We start from the raw sequence: 14385 nt of genomic DNA, 5'->3' as shown, positions 1-14385 counted from the left end.
GGTTGCAATCCTCGGTTATGCGTCCGGTACGGCCTGGAATGGCGCTTCTTTATCCGTACGCTCTTTGTTGCCCCAGGCGGCAATGCCGACCTTGAGCGCATAGAACAGGATGCTGAACACCACGAACAGGAACAGCGCCGTCAGCGTTGCGTTGGTGTAGGCGTTGTAGATCACGTGCTGCATCTGGTCGATGCTCTTGGCCGGGGCCAGGATCTGGCCGTTGGCCAGGGCATCGCTGTATTTCTTCGCCAGCGACAGGAAGCCGATTGCCGGGTTGGCGTCGAACAGCTTGATAAAGCCCGCCGTGGTGGTGCAGATCAACAGCCAGACGGCCGGCACCAGGGTCACCCAAATGTAGCGCTGACGCTTCATTTTGATCAGCACAACCGTGGCGAGCATCAGCGCGATCCCGGCCAGCATCTGGTTGGAGATACCGAACAGCGGCCACAAGGTGTTGATGCCGCCCAGTGGGTCGATCACGCCCTGGTACAGCAGGTAACCCCACATCGCCACACAACCGGCGGTGGCGATCAGGTTGGCGGTCCAGGATTCGGTGCGCTTGAGCGACGGCACGAAGGAGCCGAGCAGATCCTGCAGCATGAAACGACCGGCACGGGTACCGGCATCGACCGCCGTCAGGATGAACAGCGCTTCGAACAGGATCGCAAAGTGGTACCAGAACGCCATGGTGTTTTCACCCGGCAGTACGCTGTGCAGGATCTGCGCGATACCGACCGCCAGGGTCGGTGCACCGCCGGCACGGGCCAGGATGGTGGTTTCACCGATGTCATGGGCCACGGCCGACAGCGCCTCGGGGGTGATTGCAAAGCCCCAGCTGCTGACGGTCTGCGCCACGGTCACTACGTCGCTACCGACAATCGCCGCCGGGCTGTTCATGGCGAAGTACACGCCAGGCTCGATCACCGACGCGGCAACCATCGCCATGATGGCCACGAACGACTCCATCAGCATGCCGCCGTAACCGATGTAGCGCGCATGGCTTTCATTGGCCAGCAGCTTGGGCGTGGTGCCCGAGGAGATCAGCGCATGGAAACCGGAGACCGCGCCGCAGGCAATGGTGATGAACAGGAACGGGAACAGGCCGCCCTTCCACACCGGGCCGGTGCCGTCGATGAACTGGGTAAGCGCCGGCATTTTCAGGTCAGGCATGGTGACCAGGATGCCAATCGCCAGCGCGATGATGGTGCCGATTTTCAGGAAAGTCGACAGGTAGTCACGCGGGGCCAGGATCAGCCATACCGGCAATACGGCGGCAACAAACCCGTAGCCGATCAGCATCCAGGTGATCTGGATGCCGGTAAAGGTGAAGGCCTTGGCCCACACCGGGTCAGCGGCGATCTGCCCGCCCAGCCAGATCGAACCCAGCAGCAACAGCACGCCGATGATCGAAATCTCGCCAATGCGGCCCGGACGGATGTAGCGCATGTAAATGCCCATGAACATCGCGATCGGGATGGTCGCCATCACCGTGAAGATGCCCCACGGGCTCTCGGCCAGGGCCTTGACCACGATCAGCGCCAGCACCGCGAGGATGATGATCATGATCAGGAAGCAGCCGAACAGCGCAATGGTCCCGGGAATGCGGCCCATTTCTTCGCGGACCATATCGCCCAGGGAACGGCCGTTACGCCGGGTGGACAGGAACAGAATCATGAAATCCTGCACCGCACCGGCCAGCACCACACCGGCAATCAGCCAGAGCGTGCCGGGCAGGTAACCCATTTGCGCCGCCAATACCGGGCCGACCAGAGGGCCCGCGCCGGCAATCGCCGCAAAGTGGTGACCGAAAAGAATGTGTTTGTTGGTCGGCACGTAGTCCAGACCGTCGTTGTTGACCACTGCGGGGGTTGCTCGCCGTGGGTCCAGTTGCATCACGTTATTGGCGATGAACAGGCTGTAGTACCGGTACGCGACCAGGTAGATGGCCACCGCAGCAACCACAATCCACAAGGCGTTGATCGCCTCGCCGCGGCGCAAGGCCACTACGCCGAGGGCGCATGCTCCTACGATTGCCAGCACCAGCCAGGGTAGATGGCGTAGCAGGCTATTATTATTTTTCATTTTTATATTCCAGCCAGGGTGGACAGAAAGGACAGCCAGCCCGAGTTTAGCGCTGTTGGCCTTAAAGGCCACCCCCTTCCTTGGTCTAGAGCCTTGCCGAGGCAAAAAAAGCGGAAATAAAGGCTGGATGATGGCGCAGCGGTGGCGGCATTGCTGGAAACCTGGAATCCAACACAGGTCAAAATGTGGGAGGGGGCTTGCCCCCGATAGCAGTGTGTCAGGCGCTGATAGATTGACTGACCTGCCGTCATCGGGGGCAAGCCCCCTCCCACATGGGTTTTGCGGTGTTGGTGATTACTCGAACAGCGCATCCAGCGCCTGTTCCAGGCGCGTGACCCCAATCACCTGCAACCCTGGCGGCATTTCCTTCGGCGCATTGCCCTTGGGCACGATCGCCCGCTTGAAGCCATGCTTGGCCGCCTCTTTCAAGCGCTCCTGGCCACTGGGCACCGGGCGCACTTCGCCCGACAAACCCACCTCGCCAAACACCAGCAAGTCATGGGGCAACGGCCGGTTGCGCAAGCTGGACATCACCGCCGCCATCAACGCCAGGTCGGACGCGGTCTCCAGCACCTTGACCCCGCCCACCACGTTGAGGAAGACGTCCTGATCGTGAGTCGGAATGCCGCCATGGCGGTGCAATACCGCCAACAGCATGGCCAGGCGATTCTGGTCCAGGCCGAGGGTGACCCGGCGCGGGTTGGCCAGATGGCTGTCATCCACCAGCGCCTGGACTTCCACCAGCATCGGCCGGGTGCCTTCCCACGTCGCCATCACCACGCTGCCTGGGACTTCTTCCTGAGCGCGGGTGAGAAAAATCGCCGACGGATTGGAGACTTCTTTCAGCCCGCGGTCGGTCATGGCAAATACACCCAACTCGTTCACCGCGCCAAAACGGTTCTTCACCGCCCGCAGCAACCGCAGGCGGCCATCGGATTCACCTTCGAAATACAGCACGGTGTCCACCATATGCTCCAGCACTCGCGGCCCGGCCAGCGCGCCTTCCTTGGTCACGTGGCCGACCAGGAAGATCGCCGTGCCGCTCTGCTTGGCATAGCGCACCAACAGCGCCGCGCTTTCACGCACCTGGGATACGCCGCCGGGCGCCGATTGCAGTTGCTCGGTGAAAATCGTCTGGATCGAGTCGATCACCATGACCTTGGGTTTTTCGATGCGCGCCGTGGCGATAATGCTTTCGATGCAGGTTTCGGTCATGACCCGCAGTTGGTCCTGGGGCAGGCCCAGGCGACGGGCGCGCATGGCCACTTGTTGCTGGGACTCTTCCCCGGTGACGTACAGCGCCGGCATGCGGCTGGCGATGCTGCACAGGGTTTGCAGCAGGATCGTGGATTTACCGATACCCGGGTCACCGCCGATCAGCACCACGGAGCCGTCCACCAGGCCACCGCCCAATACCCGGTCCAGCTCGCCGGAGGCCGTGGAGAAACGCGGGATCTCTTCGACGCTGACTTCGGCCAGGGTCTTGATCTGCGCTTGTTGCCCGGTCCAGCCGGCGCGGCCGGTGGGCGCTGCGGCGCCACCGCTTTCAATCATGGTTTCAGTCAGGGTGTTCCACGCACCGCACTCGCCGCACTGGCCCGCCCATTTGGGAAAGGTCGCGCCGCACTCGGTGCAGCCGTACATGCGCTTGGCCTTTGCCATTGAAGAACCTCCAACCGAAAAACCGCGATGATAGCTCAGCGCGGCGCCGGGGTCCGGATTTCACCGCTGGCCAAGCGTGAAGCGCTGTTGCCGATGGGGTCTTCGGCGTTCAGGTCGGCGCCTTTGGCCTTCAATTCGCTTAACAATTCCACGCGTTTAAATAGCCCGGCGTACATGGCGGCCGTCTGCCCCGCGCCGTTGCGTTGGTCGGGGTTGCAGTCGGTGGCCAGCAAGCGCTGGGCGATTTGCAGTTCGCCTTTGAAAATCGCGCCCATCAGCGCGGTGTTGCCGCGCTTGTCCTGCACGCAGGCGTCGGCGCCGGCGGCCAACAGGCGCTCAACGTAGGCGCTTTGGCCGTGATAAGCGGCGAGGATCAAGGCGGTGTAGCCCTTGTCGTCCTGAGTATTCAGGGCATAGCCCGACTCAATGAAAGTGTTGAGCATGTCAAGGTCGCCACGGCGGGCGGCGTCGAAATAATAATCCTGAAGCTGCGCCTTGAGCGCACCAGGGTCATTGGAGGGGGGTTGTTCGGCCAGCACACTGAACGAACAGCAGGCCAGCAGTGCCCATATGAACGTACGCATGATCAAGATCCTTGAGAAAGATCCCCTTGCAGGAGCGCGCTTGCTCGCGAAAAACGTCAACGATAACGCGTGCATCCTGGATAAATGCGTTGCCTTTGAGTTCTTCGCGAGCAAGCTCGCTCCTACAGGAGGGCGTGGTTAGTCAGTCAGTTTGTCAGCCAGTGCTTTCACACGCGCCAAGTCACCCTTGGCCACCTTGGCCACACCGGTGCCGTATTCCGGGTCGGCCTTGTAGAGGAACGACAGGATGATGTGCTTGCTTTCATCATCGGTGGTCGCCAGCGAGCCGCCGAAGTTGTCGATCAGGTCCTGACGCTCTTTCTTGCTGTAGGAGCGATACAAGTCGCCGGCCTGCTTGAAGTTCTGCTCACGCTGAATCTTCGCCTGCTGGGTGCTGCCCGACAGCGGCGACTGGCTGTAGCGCGCAGCCTGCGGCTCTTCCCGTGGCAACAGGCGGCTTGGCTGGTAGTTCACGCCGGTGGTGGTCTTGCCGAAGTTCAGCGCGCCGTCCTGGTTGCCGTTGTTGACGGTGACCCGTGGGGCGTTGATCGGCAGTTGCAGGGCATTGGCGCCCAATCGGTACATTTGCGTGTCGGCGTAGGAGAACACCCGACCTTGCAGCAGGCGGTCTTCCGACGGTTCGATACCCGGCACCAGGTTGGCCGGGGCCATCGCCACTTGTTCGGTCTCCTGGAAAACATTGCCCGGGTTGCGGTTGAGCACCATTTGCCCGACTTTGCGCTCCGGCACATTCGGCCAGATCTTGGTGGCGTCCAGTGGGTCGAAATCGAACTTGGCCAGGTCTTCAGGTTTCAACACCTGCACATACAGGTCCCACTTGGGGAAGTCGCCCTTGTTGATATGGGTGACCAGGTCATTGGTCATATGGCTGTAGTCACGCCCTTGCACTTCGGTGACTTGCTTGGGGTCAAGGTTCTTGATGCCTTGCAGGCTCTTCCAGTGAAACTTGACGTAGTGCACTTCACCCTTGGCGTTGATCAACTTGTAGGCATGTACGCCGTTGCCGTCCATCTCCCGGTAACTGGCCGGTGTGCCGGAGTCCGAGTACAACTCGGTCAGTGTGCGTGTGGACTCGGGAACATGGGAGAAGAAGTCGAAACGACGCGAGTCATCGTCCAGGTTAGTGCGCGGGTCCGGTTTGAACGCGTGGACCATGTCCGGGAACTTGATGGCATCGCGAATGAAGAACGTCGGGAAGTTATTACCGACCAGGTCCCAGTTGCCTTCGGCGGTATAGAACTTGGTGGCGAAGCCCCGTGGGTCGCGCAGGGTTTCCGGGGAATGGTTTCCGTGGACCACGGCCGAGAAGCGCACGAATACCGGCGTGGCTTCACCGGCGGCAAATACCTTGGCCTTGGTCAGGTCGCTGAGGTTGTCGGTCACGGTGAAGGTGCCATGGGCGCCCGTGCCACGGGCATGCACCACGCGCTCGGGGATACGTTCGCGGTCGAAGCGCTGCAGCTTCTGAATCAATTGAACGTCCTGCAGCAGCACGGGGCCATTGGCGCCGGCCGTCTGCGAGTTCTGGTTATCGCCAACGGCGGCGCCGTTGTCACGGGTCAGGTTGGCGGCTTGCACGGAGAGGGTCAGCAGGCTGGCGGTCACCAACGCCAAGGCTTGGCGTGCCGACACGGGCCTGCGATTGATTGAATGGTTCATCAAGGTTTCCTCTGGTTTTTTTAGTGCACATTCAGTTGTGCTTGCCAGAGGCTAGTGACCTGCGGGTCAGAAGATAAATAGAAAAACCCCACAGGCCCGATTGAGAAAAAAATGTGGTAACCCGCTGAAATTAGCCGTATCCCGCGCGCGATTGGTGGCACTTTGCAAACTAATTGCGTTTTAATGTGTCGATTAAAACCAACAGTGTTAAAGGTTGTGTCGCGCGAGCCCGCTACGACTGACTTACACTGACCTCCACCCTTCTCATCTGTAACAAGGAATAACTTATGGGCGTGATCAGTGAGTTCAAGGCCTTCGCGGTCAAAGGTAATGTGGTCGACATGGCCGTCGGTATTATCATCGGCGCCGCGTTCGGCAAAATTGTTTCCTCGTTTGTAGGCGACGTGGTAATGCCGCCCCTCGGCCTGTTGATCGGTGGCGTGGACTTCGGCGACCTGGCAATCACGCTTAAAGCCGCGCAAGGCGATGCACCCACCGTGGTGCTGGCATACGGCAAGTTCATCCAGAGCGTGGTCGACTTTTTGATCGTCGCCTTCGCCATCTTCATGGGTGTAAAGGCGATCAACCGCCTCAAGCGCGAAGAGGCCGTAGCCCCGAGCCTGCCGCCGACGCCGACCAAGCAAGAGGTGCTGTTGGGCGAGATTCGCGACCTGCTCAAGGCACAGAACGACAAACCGCTCTGACCGGCAGATGCAAAAAGGCGCCTCGTGAGGCGCCTTTTTTTTACCAGTAGTTTTCCACCGCCACCTGGCCCGGGCGTCGGCTCAGGCTCAGTTGCATGTCGCGCTGCTTGAGCAACTGGCGCGTGTCATCGACCATCTGCGGGTTGCCGCAAATCAGCACGCGTGAGTGCTGCGCTGTCAACGCGATGCCGGCCGCGCGCTCCAGCTCCCCGTTCTCGATCAAGGTAGTGATACGCCCGTTCAATGCGCCCGGATGCCGCTCGCGGGTGACGATAGGGATGTAGATCAGCTTGTGGGCGTATTCGGCCAGGTATTCGCGCTCGCCCAGTTCCTTGATCAGCGTCTGGTAGGCCAGCTCCCTGGCCTCGCGTGCGCTGTACACCAGGACGATACGTTCGAACTTCTCCCACACCTCGAAATCCTGCAGGATCGACAGGAACGGTGCCACCCCGGTGCCGGTTCCCAGCAGCCACAGATCACGCCCGTCTACAAAGCGGTTCAGCGTCAGAAAGCCGGTGGCCTGGCGCTCCACCAGCACGCTATCGCCGACTTTCAGGCGGCTCAACTCACTGGTGAACTCGCCGCCTGGAACCACGATGGAAAAGAAATCGAGGTATTCGTCAAACGGCGACGACACGATGGAATAGGCGCGCCACACGGTACTGCCATCCGCCTTGGTGACGCCCAGACGCACGAATTGGCCGGCGGTAAAGCGAAAACCGGCATCACGCGTGGTGCGCAGGGTGAAAAGGCTGGGAGTCAGCGATTGCACATCGAGCAAGGTCTGGCGGGTAAATTTCTCAGCACTGGCCGTCATGGGGGGCTCCGTTTTGCACAGGGCCGTAGTGTCTCTCAAAGCGCGCCGCGCAAACACCGCTGATTGGTAATGGCATTACAGTCAACCGAGTCGACGGCCCTGTCAGGCGGGTAACAATCGGTGACAAATAGCGTCCCAACACCGAACTAAACATTTCGCTATGAATACGCCCGCAATACGCAACAACACGAAAGCGAACGTACCGATGGCGTCACTTTGACATCATTCGTAAATGATTGAAAAACTGCGCTCTCTTCCATAAGTCCGACTAAAGCCCAGTCCTTGTCCACTCTGTTACAGCCTGGCCGAAGGCAGTCAAGGAGTTTTTTTTCAGCCCCACAAGTAAGACTTATCCTACACTTTCCATTCAAGTCGCATTGGGATGAGGACGTACCCAAGTCACACGAAAACCTATGGAGAGCAATCGATGGTCAAATGGCGCAATACACGGCTGCCCAAGCTTGAAGGCGAGAGCGAAATCACCAGCGTGTTTGAAATGGTCGTCAATCACACGTATGAATTAGGATTCCAACATTGCTCATTTACGATGAGTTCTCAAGCTCCAAGCAACCAAACAGACCCCATACATCTTGATAACCATCCCAGTGAATGGAGAAATATTTACAAACGAGCGCATTTCTTCGAAATAGACCCTGTTGTATCCCACTGCAAGAACAGTGTCCTGCCCATTGTCTGGGACCCGAAAACGTTTAGCAGTACCCCCCAGCTGTGGGAGTTGGCCCAGTCGTTTGGGGTGCACTTGGGCTGGAGTCAGGCGGTCCATGATTTCCAGGGTGTGTTCAGCATGCTCACGCTGACGCGTGGCAAAGGCGAGGTCAGCCCCGAAGAGCTTTACGAAAAAGCCGGGCAGGTGTTGTGGCTCTGCCATGCGATGCATGCAGTGGTTGCAAAAAAATACGCCGACAAAGCCCATATCAACACGCCCAGCAAGTTGACCGCACGGGAGACGGAGGTCCTCAAGTGGTCCGCCATGGGCAAGACCGCTTCCGAGATTGCGGCCATTCTCTGCCTGTCCGAGCGTACAGTGGGCTTTCATATCAGCAGTACCTTCAAGAAGCTTGGCGTGCACAATAAGATCCAGGCCGTGCTCAGTGCCTCTAAAGCAGGACTGTTTTGACCCGAACAAGAAACACCGCATGTCATCGCGCTGAAAAAAAAGTAACATTTGCGGCCCATTCTGAGTGTTGATTCAGCCCTTTCACAGGTTGCCTCGCCGTTCACTCAGACGGTTCCGTCGATTACCCAGAGCCTGCCCCGCCATGCCCCTGCTTGACAGCCCCTTCGCCCAGCTCGATTTGATCCGTCAGCCCGAGCAACACAATGATCCGCTGCAAGCCTTCGGTGCCGCCGACGAATACCTGCTCAGCCACCTCGCCGGCCAGCAACCCCCTGCGGCAACCCGTGTGCTGGTACTCAATGACAGCTTCGGCGCCCTCGCGGCCAGCCTTGCAGGCCAGGTGCAGGTGACCTCCAGCGGGGACTCGTTCCTCGCCGCCCAGGGCCTGGGAAAAAACCTGGTGCGCAACGGTAAAGCCTTTGATGCGGTAACGTTCGTACCGGCCAGCCAAGTGCCGGTCGGGCCGTTCGATCGGGTGTTGCTGCGTGTGCCGAAGACCCTGGCGCTGCTCGAAGAACAGTTGATCCGGTTGCACGGGCAACTCGCACCGGGCGCCGAAGTGATCGCCGGGGCCATGGTCAAACACTTGCCGCGCGCCGCCGGCGAACTGCTGGAGCGTTATATCGGACCGATGCATGCCACGCTTGCGGCAAAGAAGGCCCGGCTGCTGATCGCCACCGTCGCGCAGCGCCCCGCGCCCGTATCGCCCTACCCTACCCGCTACTCGCTGGATACCCCGGCCATCGAACTGCTCAACCATGCCAACGTGTTCTGCCGCGAAGGCCTGGACATCGGCACGCGCGCGTTCCTGCCGCACCTGCCGAACAACCTGGGCGGCGCCCGCGTGGCCGACCTTGGCTGCGGCAACGGCGTATTGGCAATTGCCAGCGCGCTGCAAAATCCCGACGCGCACTACACCCTGGTGGACGAGTCCTTCATGGCGGTGCAGTCAGCCGCCGAAAACTGGCAAGCCGCGCTGGGCGGACGTGATGTCATCGTGCGCGCCGACGACGGCCTGGCCGGCCAGGCCCCGCAGTCGTTGGACGTGGTGCTGTGCAACCCGCCTTTCCACCAGCAGCAGGTGGTGGGCGACTTTCTCGCCTGGCGCATGTTCCAGCAGGCGCGGGAGGCGCTGGTGGTGGGTGGCGCGCTGTATATCGTCGGTAACCGTCACCTGGGTTATCACAGCAAATTGGCGCGCCTGTTCCGTGGCGTCGAACAAGTGGCAGCCACGCCCAAGTTCGTCATTCTCAAGGCGCGCAAATAAAAAAACCCTGCCCTTCCGGTAAGAAGAGCAGGGCTGAAAAACCGGGCCGCAAAGCCCGGATCGGGATGTCAGTGGGTAGTCAGCCCGGCCGCGTTCATGAACATGCGCATCAGGCTGGCGACGATAAACAAGGCCAGCACACTGCCGGTCCAGATCATCGCCAGCCATCCAAGGCGCCGCCACAGCGGCTGTTTCTCGGCCTGTTCGATATCGTGCAACGAAGGTTTACCCGCCATGCTGCGACCCTCCTAGTGATAACCGTCTTCATGGGTGACCTTGCCGCGGAACACGTAGTAGCTCCAGAAGGTGTAGCCCAGGATGAACGGAATGATGAACAAGGTGCCCACCAGCATGAAGCCCTGGCTTTGCGGCGGCGCGGCGGCGTCCCAGATCGAGACTGACGGTGGAATGATGTTCGGCCACAGGCTGATTCCCAGGCCGCTGTAACCCAGGAAGATCAATACCAGCGTGAGCAGGAAGGGCGTGTAGTGCGCCCGGCGTGCCACGGCGCGGAACAACCCGTACATCGTCACCAGCACCAGCAGCGGCACGGGCAGGAACCAGAACAGGTTCGGCAGGGTGAACCAGCGCGAGGCGATTTCGGCGTGGGTCAGCGGCGTCCAGAGGCTGACGATACCGATCACCGCCAACACCACGAAGGCCAGCGGGCGCGCCAGGTTGTGCATCTGTTCCTGCAACTTGCCTTCGGTCTTCATGATCAGCCAGGTGCAGCCGAGCAAGGCATACGCCACGATCAACGCCACGCCGCAGAACATCGTGAACGGGGTCAGCCAGTCCAGCGAGCCGCCGGCGAACTGGCGATTCACCACCGGAATGCCATCGATAAACGCCCCCAGCGCCACGCCCTGGAAGAACGTGGCCGTCAGTGAGCCGCCGATAAACGCCTTGTCCCACAGGTGGCGCTTGTGGTCCTTGGCCTTGAAGCGGAACTCGAAGGCCACGCCACGAAAGATCAGCCCGATCAACATCAGGATCAGCGGCAGGTACAACGCCGACAACACCACCGAGTAGGCCAGCGGGAATGCACCGAACAAGCCCGCGCCGCCCAATACCAGCCAGGTTTCGTTACCGTCCCACACGGGCGCCACGGTGTTCATCATGACGTCGCGGTCGGTCTTGCCCTTCACAAATGGAAACAGGATGCCGATGCCCAGGTCGAAGCCGTCCATCACCACGTACATCATGATGCCGAAGATGATGATCACGGCCCAGATCAGCGGAAGATCAATGCCCATCTCAATGCCCCTTGTGCTGGATGTCGTCGTGGTCGTTATCGGTGCCATCATCGGCAGCGGACAACGGACGCGCCGGGGTACGTTTCTGGCCAGGTCCACCCTGGGTCGGCTCGGTGACCTCGTAAACCACAGGCCCTTTGCGCACCAGTCGCATCATGTAACCCAGGCCCGCGCCGAACAGCGCGAAGTACACCACCACGAACAGCACCAGGGTGATGGTCATCTGCGCCAGGCTATGCCCGGAGGAGGCATCCGCCGTGCGCATCAGCCCGTAGACCACCCACGGCTGGCGGCCGATTTCGGTGGTGAACCAGCCGGCGAGAATCGCGATCAACCCCGAAGGGCCCATCCACAACGCCAGGTACAGGAACGGCTTGGACGTGTACATCTTGTCGCCGCGGCGCAGCCACAGGCTGAACAGCCCCGTGAAGATCATCAGGAAACCCAGGCCGACCATGACCCGGAACGACCAGAACACCACGGTCGAATTAGGCCGGTCTTCAGGCGGGAAGTCCTTGAGCGCCGGCACCTGTTTGTCCAGCGAGTGAGTCAGGATCAGGCTGCCCAGGTAAGGGATTTCCACCGCGTACTTGGTTTTTTCCGCCTTCATGTCCGGCCAGCCGAACAGGATCAGCGGCGTGGGTTCATTGCCGATGTTTTCCCAGTGACCTTCAATCGCGGCGATTTTGGCCGGTTGGTGCTTCAGGGTATTGAGGCCGTGGAAGTCGCCGATCACCGCCTGGATCGGCGCGACGATCAAGGCCATCCACATTGCCATCGAGAGCATCTTGCGGATCGCCGGGTTGTCCTTGCCGCGCAGCAGGTGCCAGGCCGCCGACGAACCGACGAAGAACGCCGTGGCCACGAAGGCAGCGGTGGCCATGTGCGCCAGGCGGTAGGGGAATGAGGGGTTGAAGACCACGGCGAACCAATCGGTGGGGATCACGCGGCCATCGACGATTTCAAAGCCTTGGGGCGTCTGCATCCAGCTGTTGGAGGAGAGAATCCAGAACGTCGAAATCAGCGTACCGATCGCCACCATCACGGTGGAGAAGAAGTGCAGGTTGCGCCCTACCTTGTTCCAGCCAAACAGCATCACGCCCAGGAAACCGGCTTCGAGGAAGAAGGCGGTGAGCACTTCGTACGTCAGCAGCGGCCCGGTGACGGCGCCGGCGAAGTCCGAGAACCTGCTCCAGTTGGTGCCGAACTGGTAAGCCATGACCAGGCCCGAAACCACGCCCATGCCGAAGTTGACGGCAAAGATCTTCGACCAGAAATGGTAGAGGTCGCGGTAGGTGTCATTGCGGGTCTTGAGCCACAAGCCCTCCAGCACCGCAAGGTAACTGGCCAGGCCGATGGTGATCGCCGGGAACAGGATGTGAAACGAGATGGTGAACGCAAATTGAATTCGGGCGAGATCTAGCGCCTCCAAACCGAACATAAGTCTTCCTCTGTCAGGTAATACCGGCTGCGGGCTCGGAGCCTGCACCCACTGCCCCTACGGATATGGAGTGTGGCGAATTTCAATTCGTTTCTTTTTTTACCCGTCACGCAGGGAGTCTGGCCTTTCGGCCGCCAGAACAATCCCCTGGCAGGTTTTGATCTGGATCAAGCATCGTTGAAAGAGTAGTCCCATTTGCGCTGTCCGGTTGTGTGGTCTTTTGCCGCGTGACAGCTTGCCTCACCCGAGTTATTGCAACTCTTTGTTACAACATAATGCTAATCTCGATGTTCCCTTCGGCCCCCGACCTGTACGCCCAATGCCTAGCGAACCTGCGTTGCTGTTACGTCACCACCGCCCTTTTATCGCGTTCTGGCTGGCGCGGATCTTTACCGCCAGCGGCTTCCAGATGCTGACCGTGGCCATCGGCTGGAACCTCTACCAACTGACCGGCAATGTGCTGGACCTGGGATTGGTCGGCCTGGTGGAGTTCGTGCCGCGTGTGCTGTTCATGCTGCACACCGGGCACGTGGCCGATCGCTATGAGCGACGCAAGGTCGCTGCCATCTGCCAGACCGTCCAGGCGCTGATTGCCCTGTCCCTGGCCATCGGCGGGCTGACCGGCAACGTGACCCGCGAGATGATCTTCATTCTCGCCTTCCTGCTGGGCGCCGCCCGTTCATTCGAAATGCCCACCACCCAGGCAATGCTGCCCAGTATCGTGCCCGCCACGCTGTTCCCCCGGGCCGTGGCGTCGTCGCAATCGGCCCAGCAATTGGCGACCATCGTCGCCCCGGCCCTCGGCGGCTTGCTCTACGCGTTCGGCAGCGTGTGGGTGTACGGCCCGACCGTGGTGCTGTACCTGATCGCCTGCGGGCTGACCCTGAACCTCCCCGCCCGCCAGACGCCGCTGAACAAAGGCAAGGCCACCCTCGACTCGTTGCTGGCCGGGATTCGCTTTATCCGCAGCCGGCCGGACATCCTCGGCGCCATCTCCCTGGACCTGTTCGCCGTACTGCTGGGCGGCGCCACCGCCCTATTGCCGGTGTTCGCCAAGGACATCCTGTTGACCGGCCCCTGGGGCCTGGGCCTGCTGCGCTCGGCACCGGCGGTGGGGGCGCTGCTGATGTCACTGTGGCTGGCACGCTTTTCGGTGGACCGCAAAGTGGGACGCGTAATGTTCACCGCCGTCGGCGTGTTCGGCGTGGCGACCATCGCGTTCGGCCTGTCGACCTCGTTCTGGTTCTCCCTGGCCGTACTGGTGGTACTCGGCGCGGCGGACATGATCAGCATGGTGATCCGGGCTTCGTTCGTGCAACTGGAAACACCGGATGAAATGCGCGGCCGAGTGAGCGCAGTCAACGGCTTGTTTATCGGCGCATCCAATCAACTGGGTGAGTTCGAATCGGGCATCACCGCGCACTGGTTCGGCACTGTGCCCGCCGTCGTCATGGGCGGCGTGGGTACGCTGGTCGTGACCGGAGTGTGGATCAAACTGTTCCCGACCCTGGCCAACCGCGACCGTATGCATGTTCCGGTGGAAGAAACGGCCTTGAAAACCACCGCCTGACCCGCGTTGACAATAAGGTCAAATGTGGCAGGGGGCTTGCCCCCGATAGCCATAGTTATCTAAACAACTTTGTAGCGCCAACGCCAACGCTAACCACGATGCGAAGCGAGTCGCTCTTGATCTTGATCTGCTTTTGATCTTGATCTCAGGCGCCCCGTTAAACCACGCTGGCCGAACGCAGGCT

General features: G+C 60.5%; 12 protein-coding genes. 4 read left to right on the top strand and 8 right to left on the bottom strand.

Features of this window, described 5'->3' with window-relative positions:
• Positions 1–15 precede the first annotated feature (15 nt).
• The 4 genes from BFP93_RS24280 to katB form a co-directional block, all read right to left on the bottom strand.
• The gene (locus BFP93_RS24280; RefSeq protein ID WP_065886913.1) at positions 16–2082 is read right to left on the bottom strand and encodes a carbon starvation CstA family protein; all 2067 of its coding nucleotides are present in this window, start codon (positions 2080–2082) and stop codon (positions 16–18) included.
• A gap of 294 nt (positions 2083–2376) precedes the next feature.
• A complete protein-coding gene (gene radA / locus BFP93_RS24275) occupies positions 2377–3744 on the bottom strand; it encodes a DNA repair protein RadA (RefSeq protein ID WP_032884669.1) in 1368 nt (455 codons plus the stop codon).
• Positions 3745–3779: 35 nt separating this feature from the next.
• Positions 3780–4328 (bottom strand): ankyrin repeat domain-containing protein, encoded by a 549-nt coding sequence (locus tag BFP93_RS24270; protein WP_065895216.1) that lies wholly within the window; start codon positions 4326–4328, stop codon positions 3780–3782.
• A gap of 138 nt (positions 4329–4466) precedes the next feature.
• Complete coding sequence (gene katB, locus BFP93_RS24265; protein ID WP_065895215.1) at positions 4467–6008, bottom strand: catalase KatB; 1542 nt, start codon at positions 6006–6008, stop codon at positions 4467–4469.
• Between the two features lie 287 nt (positions 6009–6295).
• Here katB and mscL point away from each other — a divergent pair, with 287 nt between their 5' ends.
• Positions 6296–6712 (top strand): large-conductance mechanosensitive channel protein MscL, encoded by a 417-nt coding sequence (gene mscL / locus BFP93_RS24260; protein WP_065895214.1) that lies wholly within the window; start codon positions 6296–6298, stop codon positions 6710–6712.
• 40 nt (positions 6713–6752) lie between these two features.
• Here mscL and BFP93_RS24255 read toward each other — a convergent pair whose 3' ends face one another.
• Entirely contained in the window at positions 6753–7529 is a 777-nt protein-coding gene (locus BFP93_RS24255; RefSeq protein WP_065895213.1) for a ferredoxin--NADP reductase, read from the bottom strand.
• 427 nt (positions 7530–7956) lie between these two features.
• On the opposite strand from BFP93_RS24255, the gene BFP93_RS24250 reads away from it, so the two are divergent.
• Both BFP93_RS24250 and BFP93_RS24245 read left to right on the top strand, forming a co-directional pair.
• The gene (locus tag BFP93_RS24250) at positions 7957–8667 is read left to right on the top strand and encodes a helix-turn-helix transcriptional regulator (protein WP_065895212.1); all 711 of its coding nucleotides are present in this window, start codon (positions 7957–7959) and stop codon (positions 8665–8667) included.
• Between the two features lie 142 nt (positions 8668–8809).
• Entirely contained in the window at positions 8810–9934 is a 1125-nt protein-coding gene (locus BFP93_RS24245) for a methyltransferase (RefSeq protein WP_065895211.1), read from the top strand.
• A 68-nt stretch (positions 9935–10002) separates the two neighbouring features.
• Here the strand turns inward: BFP93_RS24245 and BFP93_RS24240 are convergent, their stop codons facing one another.
• Genes BFP93_RS24240 through BFP93_RS24230 form a run of 3 tightly spaced genes read right to left on the bottom strand, consistent with a single transcriptional unit; the run spans position 10003 to position 12631 of the window.
• Positions 10003–10170, bottom strand: a complete 168-nt coding sequence (locus BFP93_RS24240) for a DUF2474 domain-containing protein (protein ID WP_065886906.1) — start codon at positions 10168–10170, stop codon at positions 10003–10005.
• A gap of 12 nt (positions 10171–10182) precedes the next feature.
• Positions 10183–11190 carry a cytochrome d ubiquinol oxidase subunit II gene (cydB, locus tag BFP93_RS24235; protein WP_065886905.1) on the bottom strand — a complete coding sequence of 336 codons (1008 nt, stop codon included), beginning with the start codon at positions 11188–11190 and terminating at the stop codon, positions 10183–10185.
• 1 nt (position 11191) lies between these two features.
• Entirely contained in the window at positions 11192–12631 is a 1440-nt protein-coding gene (locus BFP93_RS24230) for a cytochrome ubiquinol oxidase subunit I (RefSeq protein WP_065895210.1), read from the bottom strand.
• Between the two features lie 319 nt (positions 12632–12950).
• Here BFP93_RS24230 and BFP93_RS24225 point away from each other — a divergent pair, with 319 nt between their 5' ends.
• On the top strand, positions 12951–14201 hold the full coding sequence (locus tag BFP93_RS24225) for an MFS transporter (protein WP_065895209.1): 1251 nt from the start codon (positions 12951–12953) through the stop codon (positions 14199–14201).
• The last annotated feature ends 184 nt before the right edge of the window (positions 14202–14385 follow it).

It is taken from the genome of Pseudomonas sp. 44 R 15, from assembly GCF_900004965.1.
GTDB classification, from domain to species: domain Bacteria; phylum Pseudomonadota; class Gammaproteobacteria; order Pseudomonadales; family Pseudomonadaceae; genus Aquipseudomonas; species Aquipseudomonas orientalis_A.
This window is presented reverse-complemented; position numbering and strand designations above follow the sequence as displayed.

Excerpts from the sequence above, each read along its gene's own strand:
- BFP93_RS24280 (WP_065886913.1), bottom strand. The coding sequence starts at position 2,082 with ATGAAAAATAATAATAGCCTGCTACGCCATCTACCCTGGCTGGTGCTG.
- radA (WP_032884669.1), bottom strand. The coding sequence starts at position 3,744 with ATGGCAAAGGCCAAGCGCATGTACGGCTGCACCGAGTGCGGCGCGACC.
- BFP93_RS24270 (WP_065895216.1), bottom strand. The coding sequence starts at position 4,328 with ATGCGTACGTTCATATGGGCACTGCTGGCCTGCTGTTCGTTCAGTGTG.
- katB (WP_065895215.1), bottom strand. The coding sequence starts at position 6,008 with ATGAACCATTCAATCAATCGCAGGCCCGTGTCGGCACGCCAAGCCTTG.
- mscL (WP_065895214.1), top strand. The coding sequence starts at position 6,296 with ATGGGCGTGATCAGTGAGTTCAAGGCCTTCGCGGTCAAAGGTAATGTG.
- BFP93_RS24255 (WP_065895213.1), bottom strand. The coding sequence starts at position 7,529 with ATGACGGCCAGTGCTGAGAAATTTACCCGCCAGACCTTGCTCGATGTG.
- BFP93_RS24250 (WP_065895212.1), top strand. The coding sequence starts at position 7,957 with ATGGTCAAATGGCGCAATACACGGCTGCCCAAGCTTGAAGGCGAGAGC.
- BFP93_RS24245 (WP_065895211.1), top strand. The coding sequence starts at position 8,810 with ATGCCCCTGCTTGACAGCCCCTTCGCCCAGCTCGATTTGATCCGTCAG.
- BFP93_RS24240 (WP_065886906.1), bottom strand. The coding sequence starts at position 10,170 with ATGGCGGGTAAACCTTCGTTGCACGATATCGAACAGGCCGAGAAACAG.
- cydB (WP_065886905.1), bottom strand. The coding sequence starts at position 11,190 with ATGGGCATTGATCTTCCGCTGATCTGGGCCGTGATCATCATCTTCGGC.
- BFP93_RS24230 (WP_065895210.1), bottom strand. The coding sequence starts at position 12,631 with ATGTTCGGTTTGGAGGCGCTAGATCTCGCCCGAATTCAATTTGCGTTC.
- BFP93_RS24225 (WP_065895209.1), top strand. The coding sequence starts at position 12,951 with ATGCCTAGCGAACCTGCGTTGCTGTTACGTCACCACCGCCCTTTTATC.